The organism is Pseudomonas sp. KB_12 (genome assembly GCF_052114545.1).
In the GTDB taxonomy this organism is placed as follows: domain Bacteria; phylum Pseudomonadota; class Gammaproteobacteria; order Pseudomonadales; family Pseudomonadaceae; genus Aquipseudomonas; species Aquipseudomonas brassicacearum.
The window spans coordinates 11,878-33,705 of the sequence record NZ_JBFREY010000036.1 but is presented as its reverse complement, the minus strand read 5'-3'; the positions used below and the strand labels follow the sequence as shown (position 1 = coordinate 33,705).

At 62.0% G+C, this 21,828-nt stretch carries 16 protein-coding genes; 7 read left to right on the top strand and 9 right to left on the bottom strand.

Annotated features, from left to right (window positions below; genetic code table 11):
• Nucleotides 1-49: 49 nt before the first annotated feature.
• The 4 genes from fis to prmA form a co-directional block, all read right to left on the bottom strand.
• Complete coding sequence (gene fis / locus AB4Z20_RS23715; RefSeq protein ID WP_003186237.1) at nt 50-370, bottom strand: DNA-binding transcriptional regulator Fis; 321 nt, start codon at nt 368-370, stop codon at nt 50-52.
• Entirely contained in the window at nt 367-1,374 is a 1,008-nt protein-coding gene (dusB, locus tag AB4Z20_RS23710; protein ID WP_253471358.1) for a tRNA dihydrouridine synthase DusB, read from the bottom strand. Before dusB ends, fis begins: the two co-directional genes overlap by 4 nt.
• A gap of 185 nt (nt 1,375-1,559) precedes the next feature.
• Complete coding sequence (locus AB4Z20_RS23705) at nt 1,560-2,786, bottom strand: DUF3426 domain-containing protein (protein ID WP_253471361.1); 1,227 nt, start codon at nt 2,784-2,786, stop codon at nt 1,560-1,562.
• Between the two features lie 30 nt (nt 2,787-2,816).
• Nucleotides 2,817-3,695, bottom strand: coding sequence for a 50S ribosomal protein L11 methyltransferase (prmA, locus tag AB4Z20_RS23700; RefSeq protein ID WP_013692161.1), 879 nt, complete (start codon nt 3,693-3,695; stop codon nt 2,817-2,819).
• Nucleotides 3,696-3,889: 194 nt separating this feature from the next.
• Between prmA and AB4Z20_RS23695 the strand changes: the two genes are divergently transcribed.
• Entirely contained in the window at nt 3,890-7,843 is a 3,954-nt protein-coding gene (locus AB4Z20_RS23695; protein ID WP_442090685.1) for a type III effector 1, read from the top strand.
• 80 nt (nt 7,844-7,923) lie between these two features.
• On the opposite strand, the gene accC is transcribed toward AB4Z20_RS23695, so the two are convergent.
• The 5 genes from accC to AB4Z20_RS23670 form a co-directional block, all read right to left on the bottom strand.
• Entirely contained in the window at nt 7,924-9,279 is a 1,356-nt protein-coding gene (accC, locus tag AB4Z20_RS23690) for an acetyl-CoA carboxylase biotin carboxylase subunit (RefSeq protein WP_018605713.1), read from the bottom strand.
• A 17-nt stretch (nt 9,280-9,296) separates the two neighbouring features.
• Nucleotides 9,297-9,761, bottom strand: a complete 465-nt coding sequence (gene accB, locus AB4Z20_RS23685; protein WP_018605714.1) for an acetyl-CoA carboxylase biotin carboxyl carrier protein — start codon at nt 9,759-9,761, stop codon at nt 9,297-9,299.
• A gap of 47 nt (nt 9,762-9,808) precedes the next feature.
• A complete protein-coding gene (aroQ, locus tag AB4Z20_RS23680) occupies nt 9,809-10,261 on the bottom strand; it encodes a type II 3-dehydroquinate dehydratase (protein WP_442090684.1) in 453 nt (150 codons plus the stop codon).
• An 803-nt stretch (nt 10,262-11,064) separates the two neighbouring features.
• The gene (locus AB4Z20_RS23675) at nt 11,065-12,108 is read right to left on the bottom strand and encodes a methyl-accepting chemotaxis protein (protein WP_442090690.1); all 1,044 of its coding nucleotides are present in this window, start codon (nt 12,106-12,108) and stop codon (nt 11,065-11,067) included.
• A gap of 955 nt (nt 12,109-13,063) precedes the next feature.
• On the bottom strand, nt 13,064-14,734 hold the full coding sequence (locus AB4Z20_RS23670; RefSeq protein WP_253471369.1) for a diguanylate cyclase: 1,671 nt from the start codon (nt 14,732-14,734) through the stop codon (nt 13,064-13,066).
• 284 nt (nt 14,735-15,018) lie between these two features.
• On the opposite strand from AB4Z20_RS23670, the gene AB4Z20_RS23665 reads away from it, so the two are divergent.
• The 6 genes from AB4Z20_RS23665 to AB4Z20_RS23640 all read left to right on the top strand — a co-directional run bounded on the left by AB4Z20_RS23665 (nt 15,019) and on the right by AB4Z20_RS23640 (nt 21,827).
• Nucleotides 15,019-16,086 (top strand): DUF2333 family protein, encoded by a 1,068-nt coding sequence (locus AB4Z20_RS23665; RefSeq protein ID WP_003197431.1) that lies wholly within the window; start codon nt 15,019-15,021, stop codon nt 16,084-16,086.
• A gap of 3 nt (nt 16,087-16,089) precedes the next feature.
• Nucleotides 16,090-16,647 carry an NUDIX hydrolase gene (locus AB4Z20_RS23660; RefSeq protein WP_024617882.1) on the top strand — a complete coding sequence of 186 codons (558 nt, stop codon included), beginning with the start codon at nt 16,090-16,092 and terminating at the stop codon, nt 16,645-16,647.
• Between the two features lie 168 nt (nt 16,648-16,815).
• Complete coding sequence (locus tag AB4Z20_RS23655; protein WP_003197435.1) at nt 16,816-17,187, top strand: translation initiation factor Sui1; 372 nt, start codon at nt 16,816-16,818, stop codon at nt 17,185-17,187.
• Nucleotides 17,188-17,398: 211 nt separating this feature from the next.
• Nucleotides 17,399-19,312 carry an arginine decarboxylase gene (speA, locus tag AB4Z20_RS23650; protein ID WP_014336393.1) on the top strand — a complete coding sequence of 638 codons (1,914 nt, stop codon included), beginning with the start codon at nt 17,399-17,401 and terminating at the stop codon, nt 19,310-19,312.
• A gap of 413 nt (nt 19,313-19,725) precedes the next feature.
• Nucleotides 19,726-21,033 carry a type VI secretion system Vgr family protein gene (locus AB4Z20_RS23645; RefSeq protein ID WP_253471371.1) on the top strand — a complete coding sequence of 436 codons (1,308 nt, stop codon included), beginning with the start codon at nt 19,726-19,728 and terminating at the stop codon, nt 21,031-21,033.
• The gene (locus tag AB4Z20_RS23640; protein ID WP_253471373.1) at nt 21,030-21,827 is read left to right on the top strand and encodes a DUF4123 domain-containing protein; all 798 of its coding nucleotides are present in this window, start codon (nt 21,030-21,032) and stop codon (nt 21,825-21,827) included. The genes AB4Z20_RS23645 and AB4Z20_RS23640 overlap by 4 nt, the downstream gene beginning before the upstream one ends.
• Nucleotide 21,828: the final 1 nt, after the last annotated feature.

The following is a 21,828-nucleotide window of genomic DNA, read 5'->3' as shown; positions in this document are numbered from 1 at the left end:
AAAAGGCGACCGTTTTTTACGCGGGCGCCTTTCTGGTTTGATTGAATGCTTACAGCAGATCGTACTGCTTGAGTTTCTTGCGCAGGGTGCCGCGGTTCAGGCCCAGCAGCTCACTGGCCTTGGTCTGGTTACCCTTGACGTAGTTCATCACGCTTTCGAGCAGCGGCGCCTCGACTTCGGAAAGCACCAGGTTGTACACATCCGTGACGGCAGCGCCCTCAAGGTGGGCGAAATAATTGTGCAGCGCCTTCTCGACACTCCCGCGAAGGGTCTGGCCTTCTTCGCTGGGCGTATTGAGGTGCTGTTTCAAATTCACGTTGTCGCTCACGGGTGTTGTTCCACTCACTAAAGTCTCGGTCATCATCGTCATGCGGCCACCCCTTCGTCCCCTGTCAGGCTCTTGTAACGCTCAGCGAAGAACGCCTGAACGTCGGCGCATTGTGCTTGTGTACCATCCAAACGATTGAAACGGGCGCGAAACTCCCTGGCGCCCGGCAGGGTTGCGAGATACCAGCCCACATGCTTGCGAGCGATGCGTACACCCATGACTTCTCCGTAGAAGGCATGTAGCGCGGCCAGATGCTCTAGCAGAATACGTTCCACCTCGGACAACTGCGGCGCCGCGAGCTTTTCGCCCGTGCGCAGGAAGTGTTCGATCTCACGAAAAATCCATGGCCGCCCCTGGGCGGCCCGGCCGATCAACAGGCCATCGGCACCGGTCGCGTCGAGCACGTACCGGGCCTTCTCGGGCGAATCGATGTCGCCATTGGCAAACACCGGAATCGACACCGCCTGCTTGATCGCGGCGATGGTGTCGTACTCGGCCTCGCCGGTGTACAGGTCGGCACGGGTGCGGCCGTGGACCGCCAGCGCCGTGATGCCCGCCTGTTCGGCGATCTTCGCCACTACCAGGCCATTCTTGTTCTCCCGGTCCCAGCCGGTGCGGATCTTCAGGGTCACCGGCACATCGACCGCGGCGACGACCGCCTGCAGGATCTCGGTGACCAGTGCTTCATCTTTCAACAGTGCCGAGCCTGCGGCCTTGTTGCAGACCTTCTTTGCCGGGCAACCCATGTTGATATCGATGATCTGCGCCCCCAGCTCGACGTTCGCCCGGGCCGCCTCCGCCAGCATCTGCGCGTCGCCACCGGCGATCTGTACCGAGCGGGGCTCGGGATCACCTTCGTGGATCATGCGCAGACGCGATTTGCGGGTGTTCCACAAACTCATGTCGCTGGTGACCATTTCCGAAACCACCAATCCTGCACCCAGTCGTTTGCACAACTGACGAAAGGGCTGGTCGGTGACCCCCGCCATAGGGGCGAGAATCAGGCCGTTCTGCAATGTATATGGGCCGATGCGTACCGCCGACATAGGACTTCCCTGAAGTGGGGCCGGATCATGAGACTTCGAAAAAGGGTTGGCATGATACCCGCTCTCGATGACTGGATAAAGATCGAATTGGATAAAATCTGAACAGCTATTTTGTTATCGCCAGCGGTTTGGTCTGGGTAGGGTCAGTCAGAAAGCTGCCGTCAATTGGCCGACCCTGGCCGGCTTCATTCGGGGGAATGGAAGCTCAGACTGTAGTTAACCGCCTTGGGGCCAGGGTCCAGGATATCCAGCGCGATGTGAATGGGCGTCTGGGGCGGCATTTCGCCGCGGTCCTCGAGGTCGCCACCCAGGTATTCGCCGGGCTTGAAGCGACGGCTGGCGATCAGGTGTCCGTTGAGGTCGGCAAAGCGCAGTTCCAGCAACGGAAAAGGTTGGGAGAAGGGCGCACGGTTGTAGATGATCGCGTCCACCACCAGGGCACCGCTGAACTCCGGATGGCTGCGCACCACCAGGTTGCTGCTCTTGATCTTGGCGATGTCGACCTTGGACGGTACTTCGCAGCCGATGGTCGGACAGATTTGCAGGAACCACGGCCGGTACTGGTCCTGGCGGGCCAGCTCTTCGAAATGGTAGGCGATGTACTGGCCGCCCAGGGCCGCGCTGGCGAGCAGTATCAGCAGGCCCCACAACAAGCGTCGGCCCCAGGGCGAGCGGCGTTTGCGCCAGTCCAGTTGCAACGGGTCGTCGTCCAGGTCGTGGAGGGCTTCGGCGCGTATTCCCGGCTCCTGGCGTTCCCGTGACTTGCGCAGTGGCACCGGTGGCTCGGGTTCGTCGTCGTGGTCGTCGGTGGCGGACAGGCGTTCGAGGTGTTCCTCGGGCTCGTCGTCCGGCGCGAGGCGGAGCGGGGCGACCGGTTCGTCGTCCGGCTCCAGCGGTTCGAGGGCCAGGGACAGGGACGGCTCGGTACGCGGTGGCCGCACCGGTTCGTGGGGTTCGAACGGTTCGAAGGGGGTATCGAGGACGGTTTCGGCGCGTTCGCTCAGGGTTTCGCTGTACAGGCTGTCATCCCAGGCTTGCTGTTCGCTGGAGAGCGAGTCGCGTTGCGCGCTCAGGTTGTCTTCCCGGCGCCGGCCGGTATTTCCGGGCGCGCGATTGTCGCGCCGCTCCAGGCGCGCCAGTTCCTTGTCCAGGTCATCCAGATCCAGCTCGGCGGCGCTCCATTGTTTCTGGCTGATCGCCCGGGGCGGGGCTTCGACGGCAGGTTTGGTGGGCGGCGCGACGGCAGGTGCCGCTTGCTTGGCAGTGCGTTGTTCCAGCAACTGTCGTGCGGCATTGAACACCTGCAGGCACGAGCCGCAACGAACCACCCCGCGGGCCACGCTCAATTGAGCATGGCTGACGCGAAAACGGGTATGGCAATGCGGGCACTGGGTGACGAAGCTGTCAGTCATGCGGCAATCCGGTGGATACAGGCGGTCATTCTAGCGCCGACGTCCGGTGATGCGCACCCAGCCATCGCGATTGGCGATCGGGTCCAGGTCAAAGTCCGCGGCATAAGCGGCGGCGACTTCTTCACCCTGTTCGGCCAAGATGCCCGACAGCGCCAGGCGTCCGCCCGGCTTGACCAGGCTCGACAGTTGCGGCGCCAGGGACACCAGCGGGCCGGCGAGGATGTTGGCCACCAGCACGTCGGCCTGGACCTGTGGCAAGTCCTGCGGCAAGTACAGCGGGAACAGGGCTTCGGCAATGTTGTTGCGCCCGGCGTTGTCGCGGGAGGCTTCCAGGGCCTGGACGTCGATGTCGGTGCCGACTGCTTCCCTGGCACCCAGCAGGAGTGCGGCAATCGCCAGGATCCCCGAGCCGCAGCCGAAGTCGAGTACGTTGCAGCCCTTCAGGTCCTGGCCGTCAAGCCATTCCAGGCACAGTGCGGTGGTCGGGTGGGTGCCGGTGCCGAACGCCAGGCCCGGGTCCAGCAGCAGGTTGACTGCGTCAGGCTCTGGCGCGGCATGCCAGCTTGGGACGATCCACAGGCGCTGGCCGAAACGCATTGGCTGGAAATTGTCCATCCAGCTGCGTTCCCAGTCCTGGTCCTCGATCACTTCGCTGTGATGCTCGGGCAGCGGGCTGCCGGTCAGGAGCTCGAGATGGGCCAGTACGCTGGCCGCCTCGGTACCGCCTTCGAACAGGGCCAGCAGGTGGGTGTGGGACCACAGCGGGGTGGTGTTGAGCTCCGGCTCGAAGATCGGCTGGTCTTCGGCGTCCATGAAGGTTACCGATACGGCGCCTACTTCAAGAAACGCGTCTTCGTAGGTTTCGGCTTGTTCCGGGCTGATGGCCAGACGTACTTGCAGCCAAGGCATGGCGGGCACCTTTGGAAAAAAATCTACAGGGGGCAGCGCAGGGCTGCAAAGGCGCGCAGTGTACGCCAGGTCGCCGCCAAAGTGGATAAGCGAGTCTCGTGCCGTCCGGGTGGGTGTTTCGATATATATATGTATGCCATGGGCGTATCGCCGGGCGGATAAGGTGCCGGTCCACACAGCAGGGAGGAATGTGTATGGACATCACTGCCGAACGGCACAGCAACATGGCGCGCACGGGGCCGGTCTCTTCCCCGCAGGTGGCGACTGCACAAATGACCCTGGAGAAATTGACGCGTTGGCAGGTGGCTATCGACGCGCGACTGCAAACCCAGATGAGCTTGCTGGAGGTGCTGGAAGAGTACCTGCTGGTCGAGCTGCGCACCCATTATCACCAAGGCAACATCGATCCACACTTCATTGGCACCCTGCTCGACACGGTGTTGCAGCGCATGATCGACCAGGCGCCTGTGGTTTATGACGAAGAGCAGGATTTGCCCTACCGTTGGCCCGAGGGGGTGGACCTGGGATTTGCCCCCGAGCGCCGCGAGTGCGTTGCCCAGGCGGTGGAAAGTGCGGCGCTGAGGTTTGTCAGTCACTACAAGGATTATCTGCGACGGCATTGGCGAATGGCGTCGCAGGATGCCTCGCTCGAAGCGTTGCTCAGGCAAAAACTCGATGAGCATGGGGTTGCGGTCGACGGGCTTTTCCAGCCTGACCATCTGGCCGGCCTGGACGTCGATGAATTGCGAGAACAGATCGAAGAGCTTCAGGACGCCTGGCGCCAGGCGAGTCGCTTGACCGCGTTGGCAACAACCCGCGAGCGGCGGGATCTTGGAGCGCTCGCGCGATTGCAATTGCCGCATTGGCTGCGGGGCTTGAGCAATCCGGATCGTGAACGGCTGCGGGCGCTTGAAAACCAGGCCGCGCTGGCGCAGGTACAAGTCGATGAACTGGTCGATGACCTGGTTTCGCTGCGGGCCTTCGCTCGGCAATTGGCCAGGGACTATGCCAGGGATGAATTGGACATGCTGGTCGAACCCGACAGCATTCGCGTGCAGTTACAGTGGCGAACGGTGATGGGCCAGCCGGTGCACACCTACAACCTGAGTGAGTTGGTGGCGGCAGGCCCGGTACGGCCGGACGCAGTGTCGGTGTTCCTGGTGGAAAATGGCGGCATGCTGCGTAACCAGTCCCTTTCGCCAGCCTTCATTGGCCGATTGCTGGCGAACGTCGATGCGCCTGCCGGGTACCTGCAAGCGCTGGCCGACCGATACGAACGGGCTGACCTGAAAGAGGCCATGTTCGATTGGTTTTTGGCGCGCCTGCAGCACAGTGCGTTTATCGCGCGTTGTGCGGGCCAGTTGTCGGCGACCGGCCATGACGCTCTCCATGCCCTATGGGAGAGTGACGTCGCGACGCCAGCCGCCAGCCTGGTGCTTCCCAATGGCCTGAAGTGTGCCGATCTTCTTCTGTTCTACCGCGAAGACCTGGGCGACGACGTCAGCGGCTTGCTGCTGTATGCCCCCGGCAAACCCGATGGCCAGGAATGGGTCGAATTGACCTCGCTTCGGGCGCTGAGCGGGGAGGTCGGTGCCTGGACCCAAAACGAAGCCGGTCGCGAGTATCTGCTGCAGCAACTCTCTGCGACCGATCATGGGCGGGCCCGGGAATACTTTGCTGGCGTGGCGGAAAAACCAGCCTCGTGGGACCTGGGCAAAGACCTCAGGGGGGCGGTCAGCGGTTTCAGGGCCGGTCTTCAGAACGCGGTCTTGACCGGCCTGGCCAATAACCTGACGCAAGTGGAACTGAACGAGTCGCCTCGCTGGTACTCGGCGTTGCCGCTTGAGTCCCGGCGCAACATCAGCGGCTTGAACCAGGAGTTTCTGGTTCAGCGGCAGGTGTTCGATGACCAACTGGTCGACTATGAAGTCTTCATCGACTTCGCCAAGCGCACCTTCGCCCATTTGATTGCGCCGTACCTGCGTAGCAAGGGCGTGCTTGAAGCGGTCGATCCGGCCACTGTGCTCATCGACTACAGCCCAGGGCTGGCAGCCGAGAAAAAAACCGCCAGCCTCTTGGACCTTGCCATTTTTGGATACGAGCACAACTCGGATATCGACGACCCCGCAAGAGGCGTGCGTTCTTCTGTCGGGCAGGATTTGAAGCAGGTTCGCAGCGCCGAACTGGCGTCGCACATCCGCGTGGCTTACCTGGGGGAACAATATGCCAAGCACATCCGCGCCAGCTTTCTCGATGCCAAGGACCCTGAGTATTCGAAACGCCGCGAGGCTTACCGCTACATGGTGTTGGCCCGGATGGATCGCGACCTGCGTGTGGCCCACGGCAAGTCGATGTTGAACACCGACGAATTCCAGTGGCTCACCCGGCAAGTCACGCTGCTGAGCGATGGGAGGCCTGTGAACAGCGCCACGCACCCCGGCGCTGCCGTGGCGCGCGAAGGCGTGATCAAGTTGACCGTCGGCGGTCACGTCGTGCAAGGGGTCTACGTTTTCACCTACTTCGACCCTAAGGTTTTTTACTGGTTGTACACACCCGACGCCCCGGACGGGATCCTGTTTCGCAAGTACCTGGACTTCTCCGGGAGCATCGCCGCGCAACTGCATCATTACCTACTGGAGCGGGTCGCACTGAGCGCGCGTGCCGCTGCAGGACGTTCGCTGGTGGCTCTGGCGAACGGGAGCACGCGCGTCGATACAGTGCGCGAATTCAATCGGGTCATGGACATCAGTGCTGAGTTCGATGCCTGCATCGAGCGCGCTGTCACCGATGTGGAGGACATCACCACAAGTCGTGCCGAAATGATCAGGGATCAGGTGTTCAAGGGCCTGATCTTCGCGGCGGCTCCTGTGTGCATGGTCTACCCCCCGTTTGCCTTGTTGCTGGACATTGGCTTGGTGGCGGTCAGCGCCGGGCAGGCGGTCGAGGCGCATGGGCAGGGCGACACGGAAGGCGCGCTTGGCCACTGGCTGGCCGCGACCTGGGGGACGCTGTTCGCCACGCTCGGTGCCGCAAGCATGGCCACGCTGCTAGGGCGCGCGGCCAGGAACCTGAAGCTTGCGGTGAAACCGCTGTCGTTGTCCGCTCAACGCTTGAGGCGCGCGACATCGGGCATCGCCAAAGAGGCTGGGCCGGTGATCCCGCCCATACGCCTGAAGCCGCAGCAGGCGGTCAGCAGAACACCGGAGCACTTGCAGCCGGTGACCGAGGAGGGGATTTTTTTTGGCGCCTATCGCAGCCCGTCCAGCGCAACGCAACCGCGAGGCGCTCACTACATCCAGAGCAAGGGCCGGTACTACCAGGTGATGGAGGATCCCTACTTTGGCGGGTTATGCCTGGTGGATGCCAGGCGTCCCGGCGCGTTGTACAAGCTGCCCATCCGCAGGCTGGCGAATGGCAAATGGACCCATAACAAGGTTGGCTTGAGAGGCGGCAACGACCATGTGCGCAACCTCGGGCGAGTGGGGGAGCTGCGGGAGGCGTTTCCCGGGCATGTCTTCCCGGACGTGACGAGGGGGGCGTTGCAGGGCGAAGCCGTGGTGGCGAGGTTCAGCGAGGCGGCGGACAATTATCTGTTCTCGCTGAATGCGCAAACGTGCGTGATCGCTTCGTTGTACAACCCGACCACCAAGGTCGGGGCGGTCATTCATTTTGATCACAACATCCGCACGCTGATCGAGCGCAGTGTTCGCGATGTGACGCGGCGCCTGGGGGGATCGCCCAAGGACATTCGTGCCACGCTGGTGGGTGGGGACTGGCTGACGGGGGCCGACATTGGCGAGCCGGTCCGGTTGGTGATGAGGCGCCAGGGTCTGCAGCCCACCTGGGATCACTGGTCGTATTCTTCCTGCTTTGGGAATAACTATGGTGTTGCGCTGGATCTGCGCAGTGGTGTCACCTCAGTGTTCAAGACCTCGCAGAGTCAAGTCGAGCGCTATTACATACCGGTACTGGCGAGGGCGAAGCAGGGCTCTGATCCGGTATCGATACGTGCGCGCGGGTTCATGACGCGCTTGCGCAGCGAACCGTTGGTGGCCAATGCCAACGGTGCCGTTCGCACCCATCAGGGCCGGCCGGCGACTGCGGCGCAACTGGCCTTGCAGGAATTCTCTACGGTGATGCTGAGCTGATGCCGTTGCCTGCATCGTGAACGACAGGCAAAAAAAGACCCCGGCCAATGGACCGGGGTCTTTTTACATCACTTGAAGCATCAGTGCTGGTTGCCCAGCTTGTGTTCCAGGTAATGGATGTTGACGCCGCCTTTGCAGAAGCCTTCGTCACGTACGAGGTCGCGGTGCAGCGGGATGTTGGTCTTGATCCCGTCTACCACGATTTCGTCCAGCGCATTGCGCATGCGCGCCATGGCTTCATCACGGGTCGCCCCGTAGGTGATCAGCTTGCCGATCAACGAATCGTAGTTCGGCGGAACGGCATAACCGCTGTACAGGTGCGAATCGACGCGAACGCCATTGCCGCCCGGGGCATGGAAATGCTTGACCGTGCCTGGGCTTGGCATGAAGGTTTTCGGGTCTTCGGCGTTGATCCGGCATTCCAGCGAGTGACCGCGGATGACCACGTCATCCTGGGTGAACGACAGCTTGTTGCCGGCGGCGATGCTGAGCATCTCCTTGACGATGTCGATACCGGTGACCATTTCCGAAACCGGGTGCTCCACCTGAACACGGGTGTTCATTTCGATGAAGTAGAAACGACCGTTCTCGTACAGGAACTCGAAGGTACCGGCGCCGCGATAGCCGATGTCGATGCAGGCCTTGACGCAACGCGCCAGGACTTCCTCGCGAGCCTGCTCGTCGATGCCCGGTGCCGGCGCTTCTTCGAGGACTTTCTGGTGACGACGTTGCAGCGAGCAATCGCGGTCGCCCAGATGGATCGCATGGCCCTGGCCGTCGGACAGCACCTGGACTTCGACGTGACGTGGGTTGGTCAGGAATTTTTCCAGGTAGACCATCGGGTTGCCAAACGCCGCGCCAGCTTCGGAGCGGGTCAGTTTCGCCGAGGAAATCAGGTCTTCTTCCTTGTGTACCACGCGCATGCCGCGACCACCGCCGCCGCCAGCGGCCTTGATGATCACCGGATAACCAACTTCGCGACCGATGCGCAAAGCGGTTTCTTCGTCTTCAGGCAGCGGGCCGTCGGAACCCGGAACGGTCGGCACACCGGCCGCGATCATGGCGTGCTTGGCCGAGACCTTGTCGCCCATCAGGCGGATGGTGTCGGCTTTCGGGCCAATGAAGGCAAAACCGGAATTTTCGACCTGTTCGGCGAAGTCGGCGTTTTCCGCCAGGAAGCCGTAGCCAGGGTGAATGGCGGTGGCGCCGGTCACTTCGGCAGCGGCGATGATCGCCGGGATGTGCAGGTAGGAGTGCGCAGCCGACGCCGGACCGATGCAGACGGATTCGTCCGCCAGGCCCAGGTGCATCAGTTCTTTGTCGGCCTTGGAGTAAACGGCGACGGTCTTGATGCCCATCTCTTTGCAGGCACGCAGAATCCGCAGGGCGATCTCACCGCGGTTAGCGATCAGAACTTTTTCCAACTTCGCAGTCATCAAAGGCTCTCCGCGGTTCAAACGATGGTGAACAGCGGTTGGTCGTACTCAACCGGCTGGCCGTCTTCGACGAGGATGGATTCGATCACACCGCTGGTTTCAGCTTCGATGTGGTTCATCATCTTCATGGCTTCGACGATGCACAGGGTGTCGCCTTTCTTCACGGTCTGGCCGACTTCAACGAAGGACGGCGAGGATGGCGAAGACTTGCGATAGAACGTGCCCACCATTGGCGAACGGGCGACAGTGCCGTTGAGCACTGGCGCAGCCGGTGCGGCTGGCGCTGCTGCGGCAACCGGCGCTGCTGCTGGAGCAGGCGCGGCGGCTGGAGCATGCATCGGTGCCGGTGCATAGAACTGCTGGGCCGGGGTCTTGCTGTGGCGGCTGATGCGTACGGACTCTTCGCCTTCCTTGATCTCAAGCTCGTCGATGCCGGACTCTTCCAGCAATTCGATCAATTTCTTAACTTTACGGATATCCATGAATCATCAACTCCCAAGGGTCGGTCAGGGGCGCTTAACGCTTGTTTTCAAGCTGTTGCCTGTTTTTCAAGCTGCTCTAGGGCGGCCTCCAAGGCCAGCCGGTAACCGCTGGCGCCAAGGCCGCAGATCACTCCCACTGCTACATCCGAGAAGTAGGAGTGATGGCGGAAAGGTTCGCGTTTGTGCACGTTGGACAAATGCACTTCGATGAATGGGATGCTCACCGCCAGCAGCGCGTCACGTAATGCGACGCTTGAGTGTGTAAAAGCTGCTGGATTGATCAAAATGAAGTCCACGCCTTCGCCACGCGCGGCATGGATACGGTCGATCAATTCATATTCGGCGTTGCTTTGCAGATAGAGCAAATGATGGCCGGCGTTGCGGGCCCGCTGCTCCAGGTCCTGGTTGATCTGCGCCAGTGTCACGGCGCCGTAGACGCCCGGTTCACGGGTGCCCAGCAGGTTCAGGTTGGGTCCGTGCAGGACCAATAGGGTCGCCATCTGCTGTTCCTTGTTATCTGTGAGCAGGTATCAGAACCTGGCGACTATGCCGCAAAGCCTTTGTGACTGTCCAGTTCTCTGCAATAGCCAGCACGATGACCGATGTTTGCGCGAAATTTGTGACCCGGGTCCCTGATCCAGTCATACGGTTGGAGCCGAACCCCTGTGGGAGCGAGCTTGCTCGCGAAGACGGCGGCACATTCAACAGCGATGCAAGCTGACCCATCGCTATCGCGAGCAAGCTCGCTCCCACAGGGATTTGTGGTGAACACACAATTTATGCCTACTGAATATCCAGTGTGGGAGCGAGCCTGCTCGCGATGGCGGCGGTACATTCAACATCGATGCAAGCTGACCCAGCGCTATCGCGAGCAAGCTCGCTCCCACAGGGATTTGTGGTGAGCACAAAATTTAAGCCTGCTGAAGATCCAGTGTGGGAGCGAGCTTGCTCGCGATGACGGCGGTACATTCAACATCGATGCAAGCTGACCCGGCGCTTTCGCGAGCAAGCTCGCTCCCACATGGATTTGTGGTGAACACACAATTTATGCCTACCGAATATCCAGTGTGGGAGCGAGCCTGCTCGCGATGGCGGCGGTACATTCAACATCGATGCAAGCTGACCCGGCGCTTTCGCGAGCAAGCTCGCTCCCACAGGGAATCTGCGGTGAACATCAGTTCCCGAGTCCCCCCGAATCAATGCGGGAGCGAGCTTGCTCGCGATGACGGCGGTACATTCAACATCGATGCAAGCTGACCCAGCGCTATCGCGAGCAAGCTCGCTCCCACACTGGATCTGAGGTCTAAACCCGAAACGCCTGTACTGCCGTATGCAACCGCCCGCCGAGGACCAACAGGTTGTCGCCTTGTTCGCGCCCCTGGCCGATGCGCAGCAGGTTGTCGCCGCCCAGTTGGTGAATCCGCTCGCTGTGATCGCGGATTTCGCTGACGGCGCCGCTTTGTTGGGCGGTGACGTCGGCAATGCGTACCGCCGTGTCGGCGATGGTCTGGATGGCGCCGACGATCTCATCCAGCGCGCCGTCGGCCGCTTGCGCCTGGTTGGCGGTGGCTTCGGCGTGTTCGACCTGGGCGCGCATGCCGTCCACCGATTGGCGTGCGGCCTGTTGCAGACGGGCGATCAGCGTCTGGATTTCGGCGGTGGCGCCGGCCGTGCGTTGGGCCAGGGAGCGGACTTCCTCGGCCACCACCGCGAATCCCCGGCCCATTTCCCCGGCGCGCGCGGCTTCGATGGCGGCGTTGAGGGCCAGCAGATTGGTCTGGTCGGCAATCGAGCGAATCACCGTCAGCACACCACCGATGGTGGCCGACTCCTCGGCCAGTTGCTCGATCATCTGCGCGTTGCCTTGTACTTCTCCCACCAGCGCATGCAGGCCTGTGAGGCTCAGGCCGATGACTTTCTGCCCTTGTTCCACCGCATGCCCGGCGCTGCGGCTGGCGTCTGCGGCCTGGCTGGCATCGCCGGCCACTTGCTGGATCGTCGCTTCCAGTTCGCTGAGGGAGTCGCGGATCAGCGCCGTATCGTCGGCCTGATCCTCCGCACCACTGTGCAGCTCGCCGCTCAGTTCGGCCAGGGTCCGGCTGCTACCCGCGACCTGTTCGGCGTTCACCCGAATGGTGCCCACCAGGTCCACCAGGTAAGCGCGCAGACGATTGAGCGAAGCCTCGATGTCTTGCAATTCGCGGTTACTGGCGCCTACGTGGATATCACGGCTGAAGTCGCCCTCGGCCCAAGTCGACAGGGCTGGCGCTAGGTGCGTCAAGGTGCGCGCCAGGCGCCGCTGCAAGGTGTCGATGAGCAGCGCGATCAGCAGGATCAGGCCAATCATCACCCCCTGGATCAAGCGAACCTCTCCCTGGATCTGCCCATGCTGGGCCCGTACCGCCGGCTCCATGGCATCGATTGCCTGTTGCACATCGGCGATTTTCAGGTGCGTGGCGCTGCTCAGTTCGGTGCGTTTCTGGATCAGTTCACGGGTGCGGGCCAATTCTGCCGGGTAACGACCGAGCAGGCTGTTGAGTTCGCGCTTGAGGGCGATGCCAGCGTCTTCGGCGGCGGTTTTTTCCTGGGTTTCCAAACCCATCAGCGCGGCGAAATCATCGCTGCCTGATTCGCTGCTGGCGGTGACGCCCAGCAGTGGCAGGCTGTCGAGGCGTTCGGCCTCGACACGGATGCTCGCCAGTTCCCGCTCGACGTCGGCGGCCAACTCGCTGCGGCCACTGCTGACCAGTTTGTCCCGCGTGAGGGATAAGCGGCCCAGGTGCTGCGACGCGGCAAACAGCGCGGGCAAGTAGGCCGGGGCGCCATTGGCGTATTGGGCCAGTTGGTCGAGGCTGGCGCTCAGTTCACGCTCGGCCTGCAGCAGCAAGGCCTGCGGATCGCCGGCCAGTTTACCGGCGGCCAGCAGATCGGTCTTGCTGAAGCCATCGAGGTTCGACAGGCTCGGGCGCAGGGGCTTGGCCAGTGTCGGGGGGAATTGATCGAGGTCTTTTTGCAGGGTCTCCAGGGCCTGGGTGGCAGCACTCAGGCGCAAGGCGTCGCCGCTGGCCAGGTAGTCCTCGATGTTGCGCGCCACTTCGCCCTGGAACTGCCGCGACAATCCCAGGTAGCGCTCCATCAGCAGATAGGGTCGCTCCAGGGCAATTTGCGACCACCACAGCGTGGCCCCAAGGCCCAGGCACACGGCAACTAAAAGAAGGGTGTTGAGATTGGTCAGCAGCTTCAGGCGCATCAAGGGTCTACCAGGGGCAGAATCGTAAGTGCCTGAAGTTATTGCGTTTGCGTTACAAGTTTATGACCGAATCGGTCGATTCCGATGAAAAGGTGGCACTTTGCTTTGATTGGCGGGCGCTCTGCACCCGGTTGCGCCCGGCATGCTTGGCGCGGTACAGCGCTTCGTCCGCCTGGCTGGCCATCATCAGGCTGTCGAAATCATGGCTCATTTCCACCACGCCGGCGCTGAAGGTGCACCACAAATCATGGGGCTGGGCCGGGTAGTGGATTTCGGCAAAGCGTTGGCGAATCTCATCCAGCACCTTGCAGGCGGCGTCGATGTCGGTGTCGGGCATGACGATGGCGAACTCTTCGCCACCGTAACGGCCGATGAAGTCGGTCTTGCGCAGGCGCTGCTTGAGAAACAGCGCCAGGCTCTTGATCACGCGGTCGCCCATGGGGTGGCCGTGGCTGTCATTGACCCGTTTGAAATGGTCGATGTCGAGCATGGCAAAGCTCAGGGGCTTGCCTTCGCGGCGAGCGCGGAAGCTGCAATCCTCGAGCAGTTGCAGGATATGGGTGTGGTTGTACAGGCCGGTGAGGCTGTCGCGCACCATCCGCGCCTTGAGGTTGCGCGCCCGGGCGGCACGGTTGCGCACCGTGGTGATCAGGTGCCGGGGCTTGATCGGTTTGGTCAGGAAGTCGTCGCCGCCTTCGCTCATGGCATCGAGTTGCTTGTCCAGGTCGTCTTCGGCGGACAGGTAGATGATCGGCACGCTGACGTAGCGGTCATTGTGGCGTATCACCTTGGCCAGTTCCGTGCCGGTGCAGGCCGGCATGTACATGTCGAGGATGATCAGGTCGGGCTGGAAGTCCGCCAGCTCGGCCATGGCCTGGATCGGCTCGATCAGCGTGCGGGTGATGATGCCGGCGCTGTTGAGCAGGCGTTCGGTATGCATGGCCTGGGCGCGGGAGTCATCGATGATCAGTACTTTGTACGGATCGTACTGGGCGACGCAGGTCAGCACTTCGATCTTTTCCAGCAGGCTCGAGGCTTCGAGGGTGCCGGTGAGAAATTCCTGCCCACCGGCGCGCACCGCGGCCAGGCGTGTCGGCGTGTCGGTTTCCAACAAACTGAAGAACAACAGTGGCAGCGGTTGCTCCAGGCCTTCCTGGGCTTCGGCGGCCAGTTTCAGGCCGGCGCCGGGGCCGCTGAAATCCACATCCATGACAATCGCCGCCGGCAGGCGCTCGACCATCGAGGCGCGGAACGCTGCGACGCTGTCCAGCGCCTGGGCGCTGAGGCCGAAGAACTCCAACTGCTTGGCCAGGCGCTCGGCGCGGTCATGGTCCTGCAGCAACACGTAGATGGGTTTGCGCAGCGGCGGCAGGAAGGTGTGTTCGAGTTGGTCGCCATGGCGCAGGCCGGTACGAGACAAGCGCTGCATCAAGCGGTTGATTTCGGTGATCAGGTGGCTGCTCAGGCGCCCACGATTGGCGTCCACCGCTTGCAGCGATTGGCTGATGCCTTGGGCCAACTGGGAGTGCTCGGGCTGTTCGAAGCGCTCGGCAAAGCGCAGCAGGCGCAGGTTGGCTTCGCTGAGCTCCGACAGGTCGGTGCTTGACCACTCACTGCGTTGCAGGCGCTGCCAAATCTCCAGGATCTGACGAGCCTGATGAATTACCCGCTGGGCAAAGTGGTGCTTGAGGCGCTCACGGCTGGGGTCTTCTGGCTCGGTCATATCCTGACTACTAGTTAGGGTGCATGCTGAGATCGACTGGTGGCTCTATGCTAGCACCTCTTTTCCTCTGCATGAGTGTCATACGTCAATATTCTGTCCAGTCGCGAAATTCAGTTTGTGACTGACCAGTCTCGTAGGCCGATGGCAGCGCTTCCTTTATAGTGCTGTTCGATTGCCCTGTCGCGCCCGGCATGATTGGCGCCGCATTATCGCGTTTCAAATCAGGCACGATGGCGTAGGGTTGTGGTCGAACCGAGAACTCAAGTGATTGAAGGGATATCACCATGCTGGACTGGAAAAACCGCGCGGGCAGCGCGCCTGAACGTGCCGCCGAGCCGAAATCGGACACCCGCAGCTACCTGGGTGGGCTTTTTTTCAGCCGCGCACTGGCGACGCTGATCGGCCTTTACCTGCTGGTGACCATTGCCGTCGGCTGGTATTGGAGCCAGGAGCCCGCACTGTTCCCTGTGCAGCAGAACGCCCAGGCCGCGGCCGAGAAAGATGGCCGGCAGATGGTGGTGGGCTACACCACGGTCGAAACGCTCAAGACGGTGGCCGGGACCCTGCTGAGCAAGCCGGGTGGCTACATCTCCAACGACCGCTTCCCGCCTGGCCTGTGGATGGACAACATGCCGAGCTGGGAATACGGCGTGCTGGTGCAGGTCCGCGACCTGAGCCGTGCGCTGCGCAAGGACTTCGCCCGTTCCCAGTCGCAGTCCGCCGAGGACGCCGACCTGGCCAAGGCCGAGCCGCGCTTCAACTTCGACAACCGCAGTTGGGTGCTGCCCTCCAGCGAATCTGAGTACCAGGAAGGTATCAATTCCCTGAGCCGCTACCAGGCGCGCCTGTCCGACCCAAGCCAGAAGAGCGCACTGTTCTACGCCCGCGCCGACAACCTGAACAACTGGCTGGGGGATGTCGGCACTCGCCTGGGTTCGTTGTCCCAGCGCCTGTCGGCCAGCGTTGGCCGGGTCAAGCTCAACACCTCGCTGAAAACCGAAGTCCCGGCCCCGGGCCAGGTGCCGCAGGTGGACGAAGAGGTGGTCGAGACCCCGTGGCTGCAAATCGATAACGTGTTCTATGAGGCCCGTGGCCAGGCGTGGGCGTTGTCGCACCTGCTGCGCGCCATCGAAGTGGACTTCGCCGATGTCCTGGCGAAAAAGAACGCGACGGTCAGCGTGCGGCAGATCATTCGTGAACTGGAAGCGTCCCAGGAACCGGTCTGGAGCCCGATGATCCTCAACGGCAGCGGCTTCGGTGTATTGGCGAACCACTCGCTGGTCATGGCCAACTACATTTCCCGAGCCAACGCAGCGGTCATCGACTTGCGACAACTGCTGAACCAGGGTTGATTCATGAGCGAAAGCCCCCGGGAGGTCGCTCATCGAGTGGCCTCGGATGCCGAGCTGATTGCGTGGGTCGATGAGCACGACAACCTGCTCGGCAGCCTGGTGCGTTCAGAGCTGCGTGAGCGTGGCCTGATCGGACGCGGGACCTACATCATGCTGTTCAATTCGTCCGGTGAGCTGTGTGTTCATCGGCGCACCCTGAGCAAGGCCATCTACCCGGGTTTTTGGGACGTGGCGGCGGGCGGCATGGTGCAGGCCGATGAGACTTACGCCGAATCGGCTGCCCGTGAGTTGGCGGAAGAGCTGGGCGTGAGCGGCGTTGAACTGACCGCCCACGACCATTTTTATTTCGAAGACCCTGGCAGTCGCCTGTGGTGCTCGGCGTTCTCGGCGGTGTGGGACGGCCCGCTGGTCCTGCAGCCCGAAGAAGTCCTCGAAGCGCGTTTTCTGCCCCTCGAGCAGGTGCTCGATGAAATCCAGCGCAAGCCTTACTGCCCGGACTCCCTGGCGGCGCTTGAACGCTATTTGCGGGTCCATGGCGGCAGCGTCGCAAAGAAGCTATAAATTGGCGCTGATTGGCCCTTAGCAAGTCGGCTTTTTGCCGTTACACTGCGCGACTTTTCAAGCTGAACCGTGTCTGCGGTCCAGTAGCGCTGCCCCTGCCTGAGTGGGGTTTCGCGGTCGAGGCATGTTCCCCCTCGACCAGTCTTTGTCCTCCCAAGAGGATTGCCGGTGGCCAAAAAAGCCGCATCCTTCGCCGCCCTGGGCGGCCTGGTATTTTCTACCGACGCCGGTCGTCATTGTCCTGATTGCCGTCAGCCGGTGGATGCCTGCATCTGCAAACAGACCGCCATCCCTGCCGGTGACGGCATTGCGCGCGTGCGCCGTGAAAGCAAAGGTCGCGGCGGCAAGACGGTGACCACGATCACTGGCGTGCCGTTGGCCGAAGACGCGCTCAAGGAACTGGCTACCACGTTGAAGAAACGCTGTGGCACCGGTGGCGCGTTGAAAGACGGCATCATCGAGATCCAGGGCGATCACGTCGAGCTGCTGCTGGCGGAACTGGTCAAGCACGGTTTCAAGGCAAAGAAATCCGGCGGCTAGCAGCCTCTGTGAAAACCACCCTCGGCTTGACCCGCACCCCACGTTCGAGGTCGCCCGCATGGTTTTCACAGAGCCTGTTCTGAACGGGTTTCTAAACTCATCGCTGGGAGCAGGGTCTACCTTGCTAACAGGCAATTCGTCATTTTCACTCTCTAGACTGCCCCAGCCTCCGACCGGATGGTGCATTTTGACTTCTTTATAGGGGACTTCGATGTCCGTACGACGCACACGCAAAGACGATGGCAGCCAATGGACAGTTGCGGACAGCCGCAGTGTTTACGGGATTCGCCATTGGGGGGCCGGGTATTTCGCGATCAATGAAGCCGGTCGCGTCGAAGTCCGTCCGAACGGTCCCGACAGCTCGCCCATCGACCTGTTCGAGCAAGTCGACCAGTTGCGCCAGAGCGGCCTGTCGCTGCCCTTGCTGGTGCGCTTCCCCGATATCCTGCAAGACCGTGTGCGCCAGCTCACCGGCGCCTTCGACAGCAACATCGCGCGCCTGGAATACCAGAGCAAGTACACCGCGCTCTATCCGATCAAGGTCAACCAGCAGGAAGCGGTGATCGAGAACATCATCGCCACCCAGAACGTCTCCATCGGCCTGGAAGCCGGTTCCAAGCCAGAGCTGCTGGCAGTCCTGGCCCTGGCGCCGAAGGGCGGGACCATTGTCTGCAACGGCTACAAGGACCGCGAATTCATCCGCCTGGCGCTGATGGGCCAGAAGCTCGGTCACAACGTCTTCATCGTCATCGAGAAAGAGTCCGAAGTTGGCCTGGTGATCGAAGAGGCCGCAACGCTCAAGGTCAAGCCGCAGGTCGGCTTGCGCGTGCGCCTGTCATCCCTGGCGTCGAGCAAGTGGGCCGATACCGGTGGCGAGAAGTCCAAGTTCGGCTTGTCGGCCGCGCAACTGCTGTCGGTGGTCGAGCGTTTCCGCGCTGCCGGCCTGGACCAGGGCATTCGCCTGCTGCACTTCCACATGGGTTCGCAGATCGCCAACCTGGCGGACTACCAGCACGGCTTCAAGGAAGCGATCCGTTACTACGGCGAGCTGCGCAACCTCGGCCTGCCGGTGGATCACATCGACGTCGGCGGTGGCCTGGGCGTGGACTACGACGGCACGCACTCGCGCAATGCCAGTTCGATCAACTACGACATGGACGATTACGCCGGTGTCGTGGTCGGCATGCTCAAGGAGTTCTGCGATGCCCAGAGCCTGCCGCATCCGAACATCTTCTCCGAAAGCGGCCGCTCGCTGACCGCTCACCACGCCATGCTGGTGGTGCAGGTGACTGACGTCGAGAAACACAACGACGACGTGCCGGTGATCGACAACAAGCAGGAACTGCCGGAAACCGTGCAATGGCTGGTTGACCTGCTGGGCCCGACCGATATCGAGATGGTCACCGAGACTTACTGGCGCGCCACCCACTACATGAGCGACGTGGCGACCCAATATGCCGACGGCAAGCTGACCCTGGCCGAAAAAGCCTTGGCCGAGCAGTGCTACTTCGCGGTGTGCCGTCGCCTGCACAACTCGTTGAAGGCGCGCCAGCGCTCGCACCGCCAGGTGCTGGATGAGCTCAACGACAAGTTGGCCGACAAATACATCTGCAACTTCTCGGTGTTCCAGAGCCTGCCGGATACCTGGGCCATCGGCCAGGTGTTGCCGATCCTGCCGCTGCATCGCCTGGACGAAGAGCCGCTGCGCCGCGCCGTGCTGCAAGACCTGACCTGCGACTCCGACGGCAAGATCAAGCAGTACGTCGACGAGCAGAGCATCGAGACCAGCCTGCCGGTTCACGCTCTCAAGCCGGATGAAGACTATCTGCTGGGCATCTTCCTGGTGGGCGCCTACCAGGAAATCCTCGGTGACATGCACAACCTGTTTGGTGACACCGACTCGGTGAACATCTACCAGAACGCCGATGGCAGCGTGTACCACGCCGGTATCGAAACCCACGACACCATCGAGGACATGTTGCGCTACGTGCACTTGTCGCCGGAGGAGTTGATGACTCACTACCGCGACAAGTGCGCCAGCGCCCGTATCAGCGCCGCCGAACGTACCCAGTTCCTCGATGCCTTGCGCCTGGGGCTGACGCGTTCGTCCTATCTGTCTTCTTGATGGGGGGGAGGGAAGCTTACTCCCGCTCGGCTGTGCCCTGTAGGAGCTGCCGAAGGCTGCGATCTTTTGATCTTTCGCTTGGGACTCAAGCGTCTGGGGAAAGATCGCAGCCTCGTTGCACTCGACAGCTCCTACGCAGCTCAACTCGCCACAAGATTACAGCGGGGCTCGCCCTTTTAACTGATCGGCACCGCCCTCCGGGGCTGTCAGAAAATGCACCGCACGCCGCGGGTTTTTTCGGACAGTCCCGGAGGGCGTTTTTGTTTGTGCCGTTGTTATTTCTGCACGTCGGTGCATTTAACCGGCGATGTCCTTATTTCGTGTAGTCCCTTTCCTAACTTGTACTTGGCCCCTCTACTCGGCCATGGCTCTCGGCGAGAATCCCCGACCGCCCCTCCTGTAGAGAAACGCCGATGTCCGATCCAGCCAGCGCGCCAGCCTTTCGTCTGGAGATAGCCGGTCTGCCCGAGCCTGTTGACGTCGTGACCTTCACGGGTAGCGAAGCGATCAGCGAACCTTTCGTCTATGAAGCGCAGCTGTCGTTGCGCGACGCGAACCTGGACCTGGCGGGCCTGTTGTACCGCAGCGTCTGGTTGAGTTTCGGGGCCCCGGGCCGGGGCATTCATGGTCAGCTTCATGAATTGGTCCAACACCGTCATGGCGCTGGCTGCCGGGTGCGTATCGGGCCGAAGCTGGCCTGCCTGGCGCAGCGTTTCAGCCAGCGAGTCTTCAGCGCCCGCTCGGTGCCGCAGATCATTCGCCAGGTGCTCAAGGCCCATGGCATCAGTGGCCGCAGCCTGTGCCTGGATTTGGGTGGCGATTATCCACTGCAGGATTTCTGTACCCAGTATCGAGAGTCGGACCTGCAGTTCCTGCAGCGCGTATGCGCCCAGGCGGGTATCCACTTTCATTTCGAACACACCCGGGACGGGCATTGCCTGGTGTTCGCTGATAATCCGCACAGTTTTCCCCCTGCCGGTAAGGCGGTCTACGCGGACGACGAGCCGATTGCCGCGGTGCGGTTCTTCAGTGTGCGAACCGATGTGTCGGGGGAGCAGGTCGCCCAGGGCCGCAGCGACTTGATGAACCTGCACGGTGGTCAGGTGTTGATGCTGACGGCCCATCCGTTTGCCGACTGGAACCGGCGCTGGCTGCTGACGAAGGTCGAGCACCGCGCAGAGGCGGGGGTGTACGGCAATCATTTCAAGGCCATTCCCCGGGGCGTGCTGTTCGTGCCGGACGAGGTCCCGGTAAAACCGCGCATGGTGAGCCGGCAACGTGGCTGGGTCGTGGCGGTGGACGAGCCGTCGGAGCTGGGAGTGGGGCGCGTGGCGGTGCAGTTTGACTGGCTCTACCAGGGCGAAGGTTCCAGCCCCAGTCATTGCTGGCTGCCTTTGGCACCCGAACTGGCCCCGGGCGTGGCGGGTGCCTTGAGTGACGGTACCGAGGTGCTGGTGAGCTTTATCGAAGGCGATCCGGATCAGCCGATGATCAGTGCATTTCTGGATGCGCCTGCCTCGGTAGAGGTTGTGGATGGGTCATCCACAGGCGAAACGCGTGGGCCGTCGGTTGCCGATCCGCTCCTGTTGTCTGCAATCCGGGATGCCGAGCCGCTGGTCTTGTTGTGCTTGCTGCCCGAAGGCGGGCCTTTCAGCCCCTGCGCCCAGCCACTGTGCACCTGCCGTATGCTCATGCGGCGCGGCGCGGGTGTTGCTCGATGAATGCCGCGGCCTTGTCTGGATCAACGCCGCAATGGCTGTTGCTCGACGTACCGAGTGCGCCTGGCGCTGCGCGGCTTGTGCACGCGCAGTTCGCCAAGGCCCGGTGCTTTGCCTTGTTTGAAAACACCGAGCTGCATGGGCTGCGAGAGCACGGTCCGCTGCTGGTGGATCTGCGCCACTCGCCTGCGTTGGTCAGCCTCTGTCACCTGGACCCACGTTCCTGGCCGGGGCTGTTGTTGGTCAGTCCATCGCCCGCTGCGCAATTGCTGGCGCATCTGCGGCGCATGCTGACGGTGACCCTGGGTCTGCATCACAAAGCCTTGTTGAGCTATTACAACCCGCACATCGCCAGCTATTTCTTCGACGGTTGCGACCCTCAAGAACTCAGTTGCTGGCTGGGCCCGATCAGTTTGTTGCGCTGGTTTGGTGGCACCTGGGCCGACCGGGCGATCGGCAGCCAGGGTTGGCAACAACTGTCCAACCCGGGGCTGCCGGTGGCGGCGCTGGAGAAAGAGCACGGCCTCAGCGACCGCCAGCAGGACCAGTTGCAACGATGCCTGCTGGAGCGTCACGCCTGGCAATGGTGCCGCTCCACCGGATGTAATTACCAGCGGCTCTGGGGGGATTTGCAGCAGGGCCTGGCGCTGGGGTTTACCGAGCGGGCGGTGCTCGATGACTGGCTGTGGCTGCGCCTGCAACACCCCGATGCCCGGCCAGTGCCTGGCCTGGTGGGTGGTTCGCAGCGCGAGCGGCTCGAGCATCTGCGCCGGCGCTGGCAGGGCAGCCAGGATTGAA